12 protein-coding genes and 2 pseudogenes are annotated in these 15,945 nt (G+C 40.2%); 5 read left to right on the plus strand and 9 right to left on the minus strand.

The features are described from left to right. Positions 1–63 precede the first annotated feature (63 nt). Complete coding sequence (ssb, locus tag JP36_RS05650) at positions 64–576, plus strand: single-stranded DNA-binding protein (protein WP_039133681.1); 513 nt, start codon at positions 64–66, stop codon at positions 574–576. Between the two features lie 95 nt (positions 577–671). Here ssb and JP36_RS05655 read toward each other — a convergent pair whose 3' ends face one another. Then, positions 672–1,559: a LysR family transcriptional regulator gene (locus JP36_RS05655; RefSeq protein ID WP_039172834.1), complete on the minus strand. Its 888-nt coding sequence runs from the start codon at positions 1,557–1,559 to the stop codon at positions 672–674. 115 nt (positions 1,560–1,674) lie between these two features. Here JP36_RS05655 and JP36_RS05660 point away from each other — a divergent pair, with 115 nt between their 5' ends. Then, positions 1,675–2,517, plus strand: coding sequence for an aldo/keto reductase (locus JP36_RS05660; RefSeq protein WP_039172837.1), 843 nt, complete (start codon positions 1,675–1,677; stop codon positions 2,515–2,517). A 447-nt stretch (positions 2,518–2,964) separates the two neighbouring features. Further along, positions 2,965–4,712, plus strand: a pseudogene (locus tag JP36_RS11965) (carboxylesterase/lipase family protein). A 223-nt stretch (positions 4,713–4,935) separates the two neighbouring features. On the opposite strand, the gene JP36_RS05675 reads toward JP36_RS11965, so the two are convergent. The 8 genes and pseudogenes from JP36_RS05675 to lsrA all read right to left on the minus strand — a co-directional run bounded on the left by JP36_RS05675 (position 4,936) and on the right by lsrA (position 13,060). After that, the gene (locus JP36_RS05675; protein WP_039172839.1) at positions 4,936–5,940 is read right to left on the minus strand and encodes a virulence RhuM family protein; all 1,005 of its coding nucleotides are present in this window, start codon (positions 5,938–5,940) and stop codon (positions 4,936–4,938) included. Positions 5,941–6,273: 333 nt separating this feature from the next. Then, positions 6,274–7,113: pseudogene (locus tag JP36_RS05680) on the minus strand (LysR family transcriptional regulator); the annotation flags it as partial. 98 nt (positions 7,114–7,211) lie between these two features. Continuing rightward, the gene (lsrG, locus tag JP36_RS05685; protein WP_039090075.1) at positions 7,212–7,511 is read right to left on the minus strand and encodes a (4S)-4-hydroxy-5-phosphonooxypentane-2,3-dione isomerase; all 300 of its coding nucleotides are present in this window, start codon (positions 7,509–7,511) and stop codon (positions 7,212–7,214) included. Between the two features lie 24 nt (positions 7,512–7,535). Beyond that, positions 7,536–8,414 carry a 3-hydroxy-5-phosphonooxypentane-2,4-dione thiolase gene (gene lsrF / locus JP36_RS05690; protein WP_039136767.1) on the minus strand — a complete coding sequence of 293 codons (879 nt, stop codon included), beginning with the start codon at positions 8,412–8,414 and terminating at the stop codon, positions 7,536–7,538. 19 nt (positions 8,415–8,433) lie between these two features. Next, positions 8,434–9,447: an autoinducer 2 ABC transporter substrate-binding protein LsrB gene (lsrB, locus tag JP36_RS05695; protein WP_039136764.1), complete on the minus strand. Its 1,014-nt coding sequence runs from the start codon at positions 9,445–9,447 to the stop codon at positions 8,434–8,436. Positions 9,448–9,532: 85 nt separating this feature from the next. Beyond that, the gene (gene lsrD / locus JP36_RS05700) at positions 9,533–10,534 is read right to left on the minus strand and encodes an autoinducer 2 ABC transporter permease LsrD (RefSeq protein WP_039136762.1); all 1,002 of its coding nucleotides are present in this window, start codon (positions 10,532–10,534) and stop codon (positions 9,533–9,535) included. Between the two features lie 14 nt (positions 10,535–10,548). Further along, a complete protein-coding gene (lsrC, locus tag JP36_RS05705) occupies positions 10,549–11,529 on the minus strand; it encodes an autoinducer 2 ABC transporter permease LsrC (RefSeq protein WP_039172842.1) in 981 nt (326 codons plus the stop codon). Positions 11,530–11,551: 22 nt separating this feature from the next. After that, a complete protein-coding gene (gene lsrA / locus JP36_RS05710) occupies positions 11,552–13,060 on the minus strand; it encodes an autoinducer 2 ABC transporter ATP-binding protein LsrA (RefSeq protein WP_039172845.1) in 1,509 nt (502 codons plus the stop codon). A gap of 250 nt (positions 13,061–13,310) precedes the next feature. On the opposite strand from lsrA, the gene lsrR reads away from it, so the two are divergent. Both lsrR and lsrK read left to right on the plus strand, forming a co-directional pair. Continuing rightward, positions 13,311–14,255: a transcriptional regulator LsrR gene (lsrR, locus tag JP36_RS05715; protein WP_234702156.1), complete on the plus strand. Its 945-nt coding sequence runs from the start codon at positions 13,311–13,313 to the stop codon at positions 14,253–14,255. 80 nt (positions 14,256–14,335) lie between these two features. Further along, complete coding sequence (gene lsrK / locus JP36_RS05720; RefSeq protein WP_418904663.1) at positions 14,336–15,889, plus strand: autoinducer-2 kinase; 1,554 nt, start codon at positions 14,336–14,338, stop codon at positions 15,887–15,889. Positions 15,890–15,945: the final 56 nt, after the last annotated feature.

Genomic DNA, 15,945 nt, shown 5'->3' on the forward strand with positions numbered 1-15,945 from the left:
TTTTTTTCATAGGGGATTTACGGTAAGATAGCGAAGTTTTAATTTAATTTAAGAGGAAAAATTATGGCAGGCGTTAATAAAGTAATTATTGTGGGAAATTTGGGAAATGATCCTGAATTAAGAACCTTTGCAAATGGTGATGCAGTTGCCAATATCAGCGTAGCAACTAGTGAACGTTGGCAGGATAAACAGAGTGGAGAATGGCGTGAAATTACTGAATGGCATCGTATTGTTTTATTCCGCCGTTTAGCAGAGATTGCCGGACAATATTTGCGTAAAGGATCAAAAGTTTATGTAGAAGGGAAATTACGTACTCGAAAATGGCAGGATCAAAACGGTCAGGATCGTTATACTACTGAAATTCAGGCGGATACGTTACAGATGTTGGATAGTCGCAGTGATCGTATGGGGGCTGATATGTCAGCACCAATGGCTCAACCACAAAATCAGTTTGCACAACCGTCTTATAATCAGCCGGCACAACCTAACCAATTTGCACAACCGACAGTAGCGAAAGCACCTCAAGCGGCAGTAAATCCGGATACTGCTGATTTTGATGATGATATGCCATTCTAAGCATTCTTATATTATCAAAATAAATTATAAAACATTAGGAGAAACCTTTATAAAAAAGAGGTTTCTCTTTTTAATATTTGTTTGGATATATTGCTTTATTTTATACATTCCACCAAAGCCTTAAACAACGGAGAATCCTGTCTCCGATTAGGATAATAAAGATAATAGCCTTCGTAACGCATCGCATAATTTTGTAACACCTCGACTATCTCACCAGATTTAAGCTCTTTTAGTACTCTGTCTTTCGGCATTAATGCCAACCCCAAATGAGATAAGCAGGCTTTTTTCGCAAGAAAATTATTATTCACCACGAATCGACCCGATGGCATAAATTTAACCACTTCTTTACCTTTTGGCATACAAAATTCCCAAGAAAAAATACCTTCAGAAGTTGGCATTCGTACACACAAACATTGATGTGAAGTTAAATCATCAATTGTTTTTGGAATTCCGTATTGTTCTAAATATTGTGGCGTTGCAATTAATGCCATTTGCATATCATCTGAAATTCTGATGGCGATCATATCTTTATCTACTTCTTTGCCTAAACGAATCCCCGCATCAAAACGCCCAGCTACGATATCAGTAAATTTCATATCGCTGATTAGCTCTAATTTTACTTCGGGATATTTTTCCATAAATCTTAATAACTTATCCCAAATAACATAGAGAAAAACGTGATCAGCCCCATTAATACGTAATGTTCCATTTAGCGTGTTACGAAAATGACTTAATGCATTAACATTATCTTCAATACTCTCAAATAATGGAAAAAGTTGTTTAAAAAGTTGTTCACCTGCTTCGGTAGTGGCAACACTGCGAGTTGTTCGATGAAACAATTTTATTTTCAGCTGTTCTTCCAATTTCCGCATAGAATGGCTTAACGCTGAGGTCGATACGCCTAAATATGCAGCCGCTTTAGTAAAACTGGCAGTTTGTGCAACAATAATAAAATTGCGTAATTCATTCATATTTTCAATCATCTTGGCTCTCTTTGATTGTTGAAAAATATTCAACAGGCTATCAAAAAATACCCCACTAATCAAAACAATATTTTCTCCCTATAATGTCATCATTCAAAGCACATAGGAGTAAAAAATGAAAACAGCAACATTAAACAACGGTATTGAAATACCAATGATCGGCTTTGGCGTGTATCAAGTGAGCGATGAAGAAACGGAACAAGTCGTCTTATCCGCCCTTGAACAAGGCTATCGCCTGCTCGACACCGCTGCCATTTACGGTAACGAAGCGGGCGTAGGGCGTGCGATTAAAGCCAGCGGTATCCCTCGCGAAGAGATTTTCGTTACCACCAAACTTTGGATTCAACGCCAAGATGCCTTCAACGGCACGCAAAAAGCCCTTGACGAATCCTTGCGCCGTTTGGGCTTGGATTATGTGGATCTCTATTTAATGCACCAACCTTTCGGCGATGTACACGAAGAATGGCGCGCAATGGAAACCGCGTTGAAAGCAGGCAAAACCCGCGCCATTGGCGTGAGCAATTTCCATATGGATCGCCTCGCCGACCTCATCACCTGCCACGACACCGTGCCAGCCGTGAACCAAATCGAAACCCACCCGTTCTACCAACGTGAAGCGGAATTAGCGTTCCATAAAGAACTGGGGATTCTGCAACAAGCTTGGGGGCCGCTTGCAGAGGGCAAATTCGACATTTTCCATAACACCGTGCTAAGCGAAATCGCCGCCAAATACGGCAAATCGGTCGCCCAAGTGGTGTTACGCTGGCTCAACCAACGTGGCATCGCCATCATTCCAAAATCGGTGAAAGTAGAAAGAATGCGTGAAAACCGTGATATTTTGGATTTCACCCTTGACGCACAAGACCTCGCCACCATCGCCACCCTCAATCGTGATGAAATCATCTTCGATCATCGCGATCCAAAAATGGTGCAATGGCTGGCACAAGCGAGAGGGTAAGCCAAGATTGAAAAACGCCGTGTGGAGTATGGAATATCGCACGGCGTTCTCATAACTACTATAAAAAAACAGCTTGAAAAATGCACCGCACTTTTCAGGCAGCCTGAATAAACAATGGGATAGCTAAAGCAAACAATGGCTAATTGCTAAACCCATTGCCGATTTAATGATGCGTCATCGCCGTGAACTAGACGTAATGCCATCTGAAAAAGTGTGGTGCAAAACGACCGCACTTTTTCGTGCGTTGATAAACCCTATACGAGCCGTATAGGGTTACTTAATTTAAGTCGCTCTGCGACTTTTCTATTCAGCCCCAGTGGGGCTACCTAGTACGGCTCGCGCTAGGCGATGAGCTTTGTCAGCAATCTAGAAAAGTACGGTGAAAAATGATCGCACTTTTTCCCATCATAACAAAAAGAAATGTTTAACAATTTAAGGAGTATTTAAATGAAACCAACAGGCTTCCCCCTTACTTTACTTTCAGCGGTGCTATTCAGCACTGCGTCATTTAGCCACGCCGCCGATCCCGTGCAGGCTGGGGCGGGCATTGCGGTGGTGCAGACCCAAGCGGGCGAGTTGCAAGGCTATGTGCAAGACGGCATTTACACTTACAAAGGCGTGCCTTATGCCCGTGCTGAACGCTTTATGCCGCCGCACGCCGTTACTTGGCAAGGCACAAAACTCGCCCTCACCTATGGCGATGTCTGCCTGCAAGTGCCGATGGGCGGGCGTTCGTTTTTCTTCACTGGCCCCGAAATGCACGAAAGTGAGCAATGCCAAAACCTCAATATTTGGACACCCTCGCTTTCAGACGGCAATAAACGGGCGGTGATGGTGTGGATTCACGGCGGCGGTTTTCAATCGGGTGCGTCTAACGATTTAGACAGCTATGACGGCGAAAACCTCGCACGCACGGGCGATGTGGTTGTGGTGTCGCTCAATCACCGCCTCAATGCAATGGGACATTTGGATCTCTCCGCTTACGGCGAAGCCTACAAACACTCCGCCAATCTCGGCATTCAAGATTTAGTCGCCGCCTTGCAATGGGTTAAACAAAACATCGCCCAGTTCGGCGGCGATCCTGACAACATCACCATTTTTGGCGAAAGCGGCGGTGGGGCGAAAGTTCTCACCCTAATGGCAACCCCTGCGGCGAAAGGCTTGTTCCAAAAAGCCATTGTGGAAAGCGGTGCGGTGGGCGAAATGGGTATGAGAGCAAACGATCCAAAAATCGGTCAGCAAGTGGCAGCGGAAACCCTCGCCATTTTGGGGGTAAACGAAAAAGAATTGAGCAAATTACAACAATTTAGCCCCGAACAAATCAACCAAGCCGCCAGCTAAGCGATGAAAAAAATCGCCGAGCAACGCAAAATCCCTGCTATTCGTGGCAACGGCTATGGGCTTTCTTGGCGACCAACAATGGGCAGCGACTATATCCCAACGCAACCTGTGGGCGAAAAATACCCCGACATAAGCAAAGATATTCTACTCCTCATCGGCTCAAATTTATAGTCGTTTGATTTCAAAATAATACTGCGTTACTTCGCCTTGCCGTACTATTTGTACTGTCTGCGGCTCGTTGCCTTGTCTTATTTTGAACTTAAACGACTATAATTGAGTGAAGCTTCCCCTTGCAACTTAACCTTGCGGAAAGCGAAAAAAGCAACCGCTTCACTTGGCGCGAAACCGAAGTGCAACAACGACTGAATGCCAAATATGGCGACAAAACCGCCGCCGTGATCGCAGCCTTCAAACAGGCCTACCCACAACGCCGCCTCGCCGATGCCCTGTATGTGGACAGCTTCTTACGCGCCCCAGCCCTAAAAACCGCTAGCCTCAAAGCCGACCAAGGCGGTGCGCCTGTGTATCAATACCTCTTCACTTGGGACACGCCCGTGTTTAACAGCGTGCCAATGAGCTACCACACTGCCGAAATTGCCTTTGTTTTCAATAACATCGACCGAATGAAACAAGCCACAGGCGGCGGAGCAGCCGCCCACGCCCTAGCCGCAAAAATGAGCCGTGCGTGGACAAACTTCGCCAAAACAGGCAACCCCAACGCCGCAGGCTTACCCCAATGGCAGCCCTACACCCGCGAAAACGGCAACGTGATGATTTTCGACAACCAACCCGAAGTCAAACAACATCACGACAAAGCCCTAATGCACCTACTCGCCCCGAATATGAAGTATTAACCGAATAACGCCATTTGGCGCAAAGGGAATAGCATAAAGTGCGGTGAGATTGGAGTGTGTTTTTATCACTAAATTGATTTCACTTTTATAAAAGTCCTTAAAGTTACTCATTTTTGAGCAGTTTAGTCAATTTAAGGCTTGTTTTGAGTGGGGGAATAGAAAAGAAAGCAGTGGGGTTTCTGAATTTTTGCAATCGCAAAATCCCCAAAATCCCACTGCTCTTTCACTCTCCTCCTTTCAACAAACGGTCAAAATCGCTTTCAAAATGCTGGTCTTGAATAACACGATATTTTTCAAACTCGCTTAAAGCGTGGGCTTTGGCGATTTCGGCGGTAACTTTGCCGGCGTCTTGCAACACGGCCCGGTCGGTGGCGTCTAAAAAGCGATTGAGCCTTGTTTCCCAATCTTGCATTGTCATCGGAATTTGGCGTAATGCCATATCTTCTGCCATATCCAAATAAGCGGACACCAGCCGTTGCAGTTGAGCTAATTCATTGTCGGATAAATAATTTTTCGCCACCACCACATCAAAAGGATAAATTTTGCCCTGTGGTGCGTCTTTCCAAGTGGTCAAGCCCATATTCGGCTTGCTGGCGTTTGCTCGTTCTACAATCAATTCTGAGGCGGTATGACCGTGAATCGCCCAATGCAATTTGTTTTGCACGGTGGCAAAAAAGCGTTTAGTCGCTGTGGAGGTGCGGTCGTAATCAATGGAAGTCGCATAAATATCGGTGATTTTTTGGTAAAACTTGCGTTCTGACAGGCGAATTTCTCGGATACGGGCAAGTTGTTCTTCAAAATACTTTTTGCCTAAACGGGTGCCGTCATTTTTCAACCGCTCATCGTCCATCGCAAAACCTTTGATGGTGTAGGTTTGAATAATCTCAGTCGCCCATTTGCGAAACTGCACCGCTCGCTCGGAATTGACTTTATAGCCGACGGCAATAATCGCTGAAAGATTGTAGTGTTTGGTCTGGTAATTTTTACCGTCATCGGCAGTTATCCAAAAATTTTGGATAACTGAATTTTCAGATAACTCATTGTCATTAAAGATTTTTTTAAGATGATAGCTGATTGTTCTTACATCAACATCATAAAGCTGCCCCATCATTTTTTGACTCAACCAAACATTTTCGTCCGCATAAATGGCATTAACTTGGCTCTCGCCTGTAGCGGTCATAAAGGTGAGATATTCCGCCACTGAAGAAACAATTTCCGATTTGGTCATACAAACTCCTTAACTGAAATTCTGTTTAGTCTAATGCCATTTGCAAAGCTGGCAAGGGGAAAAAGGCATTTTTTCGATGCAGATCGCAAAAAATAGTGAAAATCCGACCGCACTTTGATCGTGGTGTGTTTTGCGTTCTCTTAACAAGCGAGGTCTATTTTAACCGCTGGCGTGAACTTGCTTTCATTCCCTAAACGCTGGTGAAATCATCACCCACAACCGATTGCTGTCGCCCTCACGGAAAGGATAACCCGACACGCCCACCCGTAATAGGCTCGAATAGACGAAGCGTATTTAAAAAAAACAATGCGAAGAAACCATTTATTCCGTGCTTCACCCATTCGTTAGGCGTAAGCAATCCACCACCACTCTTAGGGCGGGGGAGATGTGGCGGCTGGGGTAGTAGAGGTAAAACGCAGGCAGGATTGAGGGTTGGTTGGGGAACAGGACGATGAGGTCGCCGCGTGCGATGTCTTGTTCCACCATACTTTCGGGCAGGTATGCCAGCCCTAGCCCCATTTTGGCGGCGGTGCGAGCGGGGTAATCATCGCTGAAAATCCATTTTGCTTGTGGGGTGAGTTGGTGGGTTTCGCCGTTGTGTTGGAATGTCCAAGGGTAAAGCGTGCCGCTGCTGAGCATACGGTAGCCGATGCACGAATGTTGTGCCAGTTCGCTGGGGTGTTGCGGTATGCCGTGCTGTGCCAGATAGCCTGGGCTGGCGACTACAGCCATTTTTAGCGGTTCGCTGATTTTCACGGCGATCATATCTTCTACCACATCGTCGCCAAGCCGTATGCCTGCGTCAAAGCCATCTTTGACGATGTCGATAAAACGGCTGTCGCTAATGGCTTCGATGATGATGTCGGGGTAAAGCCGTTGCAGTGGGGCGAGTTTGGGGAGCAAGAGCCATTCGATGGGGAGCATAGCACAATTAATCCGCACCACGCCGCGGGGTGATTGGCGGTAGTGTTCGAGCTGGGCTAGGCCTTGGTTGAGGCGGTTGAAACTGCGTTCGGCTTGTTGATAAAACTGTTGCCCTGCTTGGGTGAGGGATACGCTGCGAGTGGTGCGGTGCAGCAGTTGCACACCTAATCGAGCTTCGAGCTGTCGTATGGTCTTGCTTAAGGCAGGGGCGGAAATGCCGAGTTTGTTGGCGGCTTGACTGAAGCTTTGGTGCTGGGCGCTTTGATCTGCACCTTAATTGCTGGTTTTTACGTCCAAGTTTAGGGTGCAGATTAAAGCATAATGTATTTTTTTACTATTAAATATATTTATGAAATTTCAGGGCTAACCCAGTCAAATAGTTTTTTACTTCTAGGGCAAGTCATAAGATTTTCTAGTTCTTTCACACAATGCTGATAGTGTGGCGTTTTTCTATGCTCATTTAGAGCTTCTTCACTCGCGTAAACTTCATAAGCATAAAAACGTGTTTTGATTTCAGGGTCGCGTAAAACATCGAAACGAATATTCCCTTTTTCAGCACTTGTGCAAGCCTGATGATGTTTAAAAAGGGTTAAGAATTCTTCTTCTTTTCCTTCTTTCACATTAATTTCAACTAACATTGTAAGCATAATTGCTCCTTAATGAATTTGTGGTTAACTATTTTTTTCGTGAAGATAGAGTTGATAAGCTTTTTCCGAATTTTCACCGCCATGAACAACGGCATTCACGGCTTTTAACATCGCAATAGGTGAATCTGATTGGAAAATATTTCTTCCCATATCTACCCCTAAAGCGCCTTGATCTATAGCTTGATAGCACATTTCTAATGCATCGCGTTCTGGGAGCTTTTTCCCGCCAGCAATAACAATGGGAACAGGGCATCCAGCTGTAACACGCTCAAAGCCTTTATCAACATAATAGGTTTTGATTATATTTGCGCCCATTTCTGCAGCAATACGCGTAGAAAGTGAAAAATAGCGTTGATCTCTAGCCATATCTTTACCAACACCAGTTACAGCCATAATTGGCATTCCATAGCGATAACCTTGATCAACCAATTTGATAATATTTTTAATTGATTGATGTTCGTATTCTGAGCCAATATAAACTTGCGCCGCCATAGCCGATACGTTTAGTCTTAATGCATCTTCAATATCAACTGCAACGGCTTCATTCGATAATTCAGTTAGAATTGAATTTGCTCCTGATGCACGTAATGCAATAGGCTTATTAGTATCTGGAGGAACAACGCTACGTAAGATCCCTCTTGTACACATTAAAACATCAGTATATTCAAATAATGGTGCAATATTGAGATCTATGCGTTCTAATCCTGTCGTTGGGCCTTGAAAATAACCGTGATCAAAAGCTAACATAATTGTTTTACCTGTTTTAGGATTAAATATGTTAGCCAGTCTAGATTGCATTCCCCAGTCTAACGCTGCACATCCTTTTAAATAAAATGCTTTATGTGTTTGGGGCTTATCTAATCCGAAGTCTTTTCCATCTTTGATATCATCTAAATCTGCCATTTTATTCACCTACCTGATTTTAAAAATTATAGTTGTCAATATTATCTTTGGTAAAAACAACACGTTCAGGAAGGAGTACAATTCCATTTCCTTTCGCTTCATATTGATAACCTTGAACACTATTTGGTGATACCTCAACTTCACCAATATCAGGAACGTTAACTTTATCTCCTACGTTTAGTGTTCGGCCTTTTAAAAGTTCATTTGTTACAGCAATAGAAATTTCACCCTGTTTTACTACATCCCATAGACCAAATTGTTTTACTGTGCCGCGTTTTACATAAGGTCGCATGACATTTGGTGTACTAAAACCAACAATCGTAATTTTGTCATTTTTTAAGTTTTCCGCAGCTTGGGCGGCAGCAGGTAAGGCATTTGCATCAGGCGCAATAATAATATCTAAGTCTGGATAGGCCTTGATAATACCTTCTGCTGTTTGCAAAGATTTAATTGCATCATTATAACCAAACTGAGTCGTTACAATTTCCCATTCTGGATGTTCTTTACTGATTTTTGCTTTAGCAGCGTTCACCCATTGGTTTTGATCTGTTACTGTTGGACTAGAATAGAAAAAGGCAACTTTAGCTTTAGGTTTAGTGACTTGATTAGCGGCCATTTCAACTAGCATTGAACCAAGTTGTTCAGGTGTGCCTTGGTTGATATAGTAGCTTCGACATTCAGGTTTTACATCAGAGTCCCACGTAAGAATTTTTACACCTCTTTTCATTGCACGTTGTAATGTAGAACAAAGACCTTCAGGGGAAACCGCAGAAACGACAATTGCGTTATAGCCTTGATTCACAAAGTTATTAATTAATTGTACTTGGTTTGATACGCTTGGTTCTGTTGGGCCATCGTAGGTAACATTTACACCTAGTTTTTTACCCATTTCAGTCGCACCTTGGCCACCACTTGTAAAAAAGCCAACGCCAACGAGTTTAGGAATGAATGCGATTCTATCGGCAGCTTGTACAAAAGTAGCTGTTAAACCTAACATAATAGCCAGTGCGGTTGTTTTTAATTGCATTTTCATAGTGAGTCTCCTATTTTATAGTTGAACATTAATGAGATACTGCATAAATAAAAGTTAAAGATTAATTATAAAAGTCCTCCTTTATTTATTTTTGTTTTAAATAAAAAACATTCTTCTTAAGCCAATTCATAATAAAACTTCGATATATGCTGAATGATTTTCCAATTAGTACGATAATTAATAATGCTCCTGATAAAGCACTAGAAATTTCATTAGAGACACCAACCATTTGTAAGCCCTGCTGTAAATAACCAATTAATAGTGCCGCGATGGCTGTGCCAAGAACAGAACCCGCTCCACCATAGATATTTGCACCGCCTAATACAACAGCTGTAAGGACAGGCATTAATAATGAACTACCTAAGTCAGAACGAGCCGAGCCAAAATAGGATACTAGTAATATTCCAACAAATGCTGCAACAGCACCTAATAAACCGTAAATAATAAATAAGGTTTGTTTGATAGGTACGGCATTATAAATAGAAGTACGTTCATTTTGGCCAATTAAAAATATACTTCTGCCAATGACTGTTTTATGCATTAATAACCAGAATATTATAGCTATAATAATGAAGTAAATAATTGAAGTTGGAATGTTGAAAATACTTTGATTAGCGAAGTTTAATAAACTATCTGGAAAACCACCGATACCTTCATAACCAGTAGCACCAGCAAATCCAGATAGTAATAAAGCTCCACCACCGTAAAGATACATTGTTCCTAGTGTAATGACGAGAGGATTAACTTTGGTGTACAAAATAAGACTTGCATTAAGTAACCCACATAAAATTCCAATGATAAAAGTAAGAAAAATAGCAATACTTAGAGGATAACCTAATTGAAATAAAACACCTAAAGATATAGCACAAAGACCGACAGTAGAACCAAAAGAAATATCCATACCGCCACTAACAATAATCAGTGTCAGTGGTAATGCCAACATTCCAATATAAATAAAGTCACTTGTGCTATATAACAAAATATTGATATCTAGCATTCTAGGGTTAAATAAACCAAATCCAATTATTTCTAAAATAACAAGAAAGAATAATGTTATTTCCCAGCTATATTTCTTTATCTGTAACATAATTTCTCCTTAATTTATTTAGTGTTAAGGAATCTGGAGTAACGTTGTAGTTTTAAGTTTTCACTAATCATTACTCTTATTCTTCCATCAAAAATTAATACACATAGTAAAACGAGTCCTGCAATAAAATTATTCCAATAAGCAGGAACTTTAAGTAAAACCAAGATCGTATCAATTTGTATCAGGAAGTAAGCGCCTAATACGGCACCGAGAATATTTCCTGTTCCACCAAGCAAACTAATTCCACCTAATACACAAGCAGCAATAGCTTTCATTTCTAAACCACTGCCAGTTGAGTTCGGAACAAAACCAATTTGTGAAGTGAATACTATTCCAGCGATAGCCGCCATTAATCCATTAATTGTAAATGCAAGGATTCGAATCTGATTTGTTTTCACACCAAGTTGTAATGCACCTTGTAGATTATCGCCTACGGCATAGAAATTGCGTCCATTTTGAGTACGAGTAAGAATGAAGTAAGAAATTAAAATAAGTATTAGTGTCATCCATCCAATGGGAGAGATAGATAACAAGTTAGGGGATGCAAGTAATTTTAAATCTTGTGGTAATCCTTCGATCCATTTACCACCAGTGATTAATAGCATTATTCCTTTGTACAAACCTAATGTACCTAGTGTGGCAACAATAGCAGGTATCTTTAATAAAGTAACAAGTATTCCATTAAATATTCCCGCTGCGATTCCACATAATAAAGTCATAAAAAATGCAGTAACCAGATTAAATTCAGCGTTAAGAAGACTACCCATAATTACAGCACATAGCCCCATTATTGAACCGATGGAAACATCAATGTTACGCGTTAAAATAACGAACGTTGTACCTAGTGCTAATAGGATAACAATAAGAGATGAATTAAAAATCATTGTTATTGTTTGCAAATGAAATCCATTACCTTCAAATCCAAGTAATAGAAAAAGAAATAAAATAGCAATTAGAATGGTTATTTCTCTATTGTTTTGAATGAATTTCCACATAGTTTGGTGTCTCCTTTGAAATTTATCCGCCAAATGCAAATTGCATAATCTTATCGCTATTTATTTGATCACCTTGCAAACTACAGTTAATTTCTCCATCATGCATAACAAGAACACGATCAGACATTTTCTCGATTTCTTCTAAGTCAGAAGAAATGAAAAGCACGGCAACATTTTGTTTAGCGACTGATTTGATAAGTTGATAGATATCAGCTCTTGCGCCAACATCAACACCGCGAGTAGGTTCATCAACGATCAGTAAACGTGGATTGGCTTCTAAACATTTAGCAATTAAGACTTTTTGCTGATTTCCACCAGATAGGGTGCGAATAGGTTGTTGTGGCATTGCATATTTTATACCCATCGCTCTTTTATAACGTTCTAAAGTAGCATTTTCTCTATTTTCATCTAGCCAGAATCCTTGATTGTAATAAGTGAGCGCACAGACATTCCAAGTAAGTGCCGCATCTAAATATAATCCTGAAGATTGCCGGTCTTCGGGAAGATAAACAATACCTTTTTGTAAACGCTGTTTTAATGAGAGAGAAGTAATATTTTCATTTTTAAATAAAATTTCACCGCACTTTGCTTTTCTTAAACCATATAAGGTTTCTGCAAGTTCTGTTCTACCAGCTCCTACAACACCAGCTAATCCAAGTATTTCACCAGGATAAAGATCAAAGGTGATATTTTTAAAACCTTCACCAGTTAAATGATTTACTTCAAGGATAGGAGAGTTAGTATCTTTAGTACGTAGATGACCAGGTAATTCTAACCAAAATTTTTGTGTTTCATTAAGCTGAGCATTTTTCAAGCTAGGCTTAATTGCGTTGATAATTTTTTCTTGAGTTAGGTCATTGGTTTTTCCTGTTAAAGCGATATATCCATCTCGCATAATACTAATGCGATGAGAGATCTGACATACTTCATTTAATTTATGGGAAATAAAAATGATACCTACACCTTTATCTAATAATGAATTAATTTTATTAAATAGATTTTCAGTTTCAGCAGGTGTTAAAGAAGCTGTGGGCTCATCAAGAATAAGCAAACTTGCGTTACGCATTAGTCCGCGCATAATTTCCACAAGTTGTTGATCTGCAACTTCTAAAGATCCTGCTTGCATATCAAGAGACAAATGAGAGTTTAGCTCTTTCAGCAATTCATTTAATTTCTCTTCATTTTCTTTATGACGAGGTAAACCAAAAAGAATATTTTCTTTTACGGTTAAATTTGGAAAGAGCAGAGGTTCTTGTGGAACAAGATAGATACCAAGACGATGTGCTTTTTGTGGGGAAAGTCTAGTCTGAATTTCACCACCAATTTTTACTGTGCCACTATCAGCAGATTGGATACCAGCGATAATTTTCATTAATGTTGATTTTCCAGCGCCATTCCCACCTAATAGAGAGTGAATTTCACCAGCATATACAGAAAAATCTATATCTTTAAGAACTTCTACGCCTGAAAAGGATTTGCTGATATTATGTACATCTAATAAACATTTTTTCATTGAAGATTCATTATGCATAAGATGTTACCTTTAACGATTGAACAAATGTAAAATCTGAAATTCAATTTATCATAATGTTAGTTCCAAATATAAAATAAATCTGTGATCAAGATCTCATATTCAGATTATTTACCCTATAAATGGAAGTTTTTATCTAAAAAGTGATCTTTGTCACAGTATTTGAAAAAATTGAAAATGAACAATTGATATTTTTATGATTCATATGAATAATATTTGTGAGTAGAAAATGAATGAAAAAAGACAAGAAATGAACGCATTATCTCATTCAATGACAGAAGAAGAGCTTTTAGCTCGTATTGCTTGGTTTTATTACCACGATAATTTAACACAAGGTGAAATTGGAGAAAGACTAGGATTGCCTAGGCTAAAAGTTTCTCGACTGTTAGAGAGAGGGCGTCAGCATGGAATTATTAAAGTTCAGATTAACTCTCGGTTTACGGGATGCTTAGAATTAGAACAGGCTTTACAACAACGTTTTGATTTGAAATATATTCGAATTTTACCAGAGCTAGAACAACATGATCTGAATGAACGCTTAGGAATTGGAGCTGCGCAATTATTAATGTCCTTACTCAAGCCTAATCAACTTTTATCCATTGGGTTTGGGGAAACCATTATGCAGACTATCAAATATAGCAATGATTTTATTACTCAGAATCAAATTAAACTGATTACCTTATCTGGTGGGGTTGGTCCCTATATGAAAGGTATTGGCCAATTGGATGGCTCTTGTTCCGTGAGTATTATCCCAGCTCCGTTAAGGGCTTCATCAATAGAAGCGGCTAAATTATTTAAAAAAGAAGCTTGTGTTAGGGATATTATGCTTGCAGCTTGTAGTGCTGATGTCGCAATCGTTGGTATTGGAGCAACGCGGCAGCGAGGACAAGCAACATTATTGCGTTCAGGTTATATAACAGAAGAAAAGCAGCAAACAATTAGAGCAAAAGGTGCTGTAGGAGATATTCTTGGTTATTTTATGCAAAAAGATGGCACATTACAGCCTGATATGCCATTGCATGAAGAGTTAATCAGTGTTTCTTTAGATAACTTGCAAAAAATTCCTAATGTAATTGGTATTGCAGGTGGAGAAAATAAGGTCGAAGCTATCCTAAGTGCATTATATGGGAAGCATATCAATTCATTGGTAACAGAAGAAAAAACGGCTCGTATGATCCTTGCACACCTTGTCTAGATGTTATAAGTGCGGTTGATTTTTTAGCGTTTTTTCAAGATTATTCAGGAGGGAACATGGAAAAGAAATCAGCCTATTTAATGGCATTAGATGCAGGAACAGGGAGTATTAGAGCGGTTATTTTTGATTTAGAAGGAAATCAAATTGGTGCAGCACAATACGAATGGAGTCATTTAAGCGATCCAAATATCCCAGGATCAATGGAGTTTGATTTAGAACATAATTGGGATTTAGCTTGTAAAAGTATTTCGACAGTATTAGATAAAACGAAAATAAGTCCCGATCAGATTTTAGCAATTTCGACCTGTTCAATGCGTGAAGGTATTGTCTTATATGATGAAAAACAGCAACCAATTTGGGCTTGTGGCAATGTAGATGCTAGAGCAACCCAAGAGGTGAATGAATTAAAAGAGCTTTATACTCATACGTTTGAAGAAACACTTTATCATATTTCAGGCCAAACTTTGGCATTAAGTGCCGTACCAAGATTATTATGGCTTGCCCATCACCGTAGTGATATTTATCGAAAAACTAAAGCGATAACCATGATTAGTGATTGGCTCGGATTTATGCTAAGTGGGCAACTTGCGGTAGAACCTTCTAATGCGGGAACTACGGGGATGTTGGATTTGCACACTCGCCAATGGTCTCCAATGCTGTTAGATATGGCGGGATTAAACTCTACTATTTTGCCTCCAGTTAAGGAAACAGGTGAAGTCTTAGGGCAGGTTACAAAGCAAGTAGCGGAAATAACAGGATTGAAAGAGGGAACACCAGTCATTGTAGGTGGCGGAGATGTTCAGCTGGGGTGTTTAGGGTTAGGTATTACAGAGCCTTCACAGGCGGCGATTATTGGGGGGACTTTTTGGCAACAAGTGGTAAATCTGCCAGCCCCACAGACAGATCCTGAAATGAATATTCGTATAAATCCTTATGTCATTTCTCCCTTAGTTCAAGCTGAATCTATTAGTTTTTTCACTGGATTAACGATGCGTTGGTTTAGAGATGTTTTTTGTGAAGAAGAAAAACATTTAGCTGAAAAACTTGGCGTTGATGCTTATAGCTTACTCGAACAAATGGCCGAAAAGGTACCAGCTGGAGCAAATGATGTTATACCTATTTTTTCTGATGCGATGCATTTTAAATCTTGGTATCACGCAGCACCATCATTTATTAATCTTTCGATTGATCCAGAAAAATGCAATAAACCTGTTTTATTTAGAGCATTAGAAGAAAACGCAGCAGTAGTCTCTTCTTATAATTTAGATCAGGTAGAAAAATTTTCTAAAGTTAAACTAAAAGAAATTGTTTTTGCTGGTGGCGGAGCTAAAGGAAAATTATGGAGTCAAATCCTTGCTGATGTTACAGGACTGATTGTAAATATTCCTGTAGTAAAAGAGGCAACTGCATTAGGTTGTGCGATTGCAGCAGGTGTTGGCGTTGGGGTTTATTCTTCTTTGGCCGAAGCAGGAAAAAAACTTGTCAGATTTGAACGAAAACATATACCAAACCCTAAAAATTATGAGCTTTATCAGCAGCACAAACAACAATGGGCTGAAGTTTATCAGAAACAATTACAGCTTGTAGATGAAGGATTAACCACATCACTGTGGAAAGCACCAGGTGTAAAATAATCATTCAACTCATAAAAACAAACCTAGCCCATGATTTGCCCCCGAAAAGTTAGACT

Origin of the sequence: Gallibacterium genomosp. 1, from assembly GCF_000771875.1 — a bacterium.
Classification (GTDB): Bacteria; Pseudomonadota; Gammaproteobacteria; order Enterobacterales; family Pasteurellaceae; genus Gallibacterium.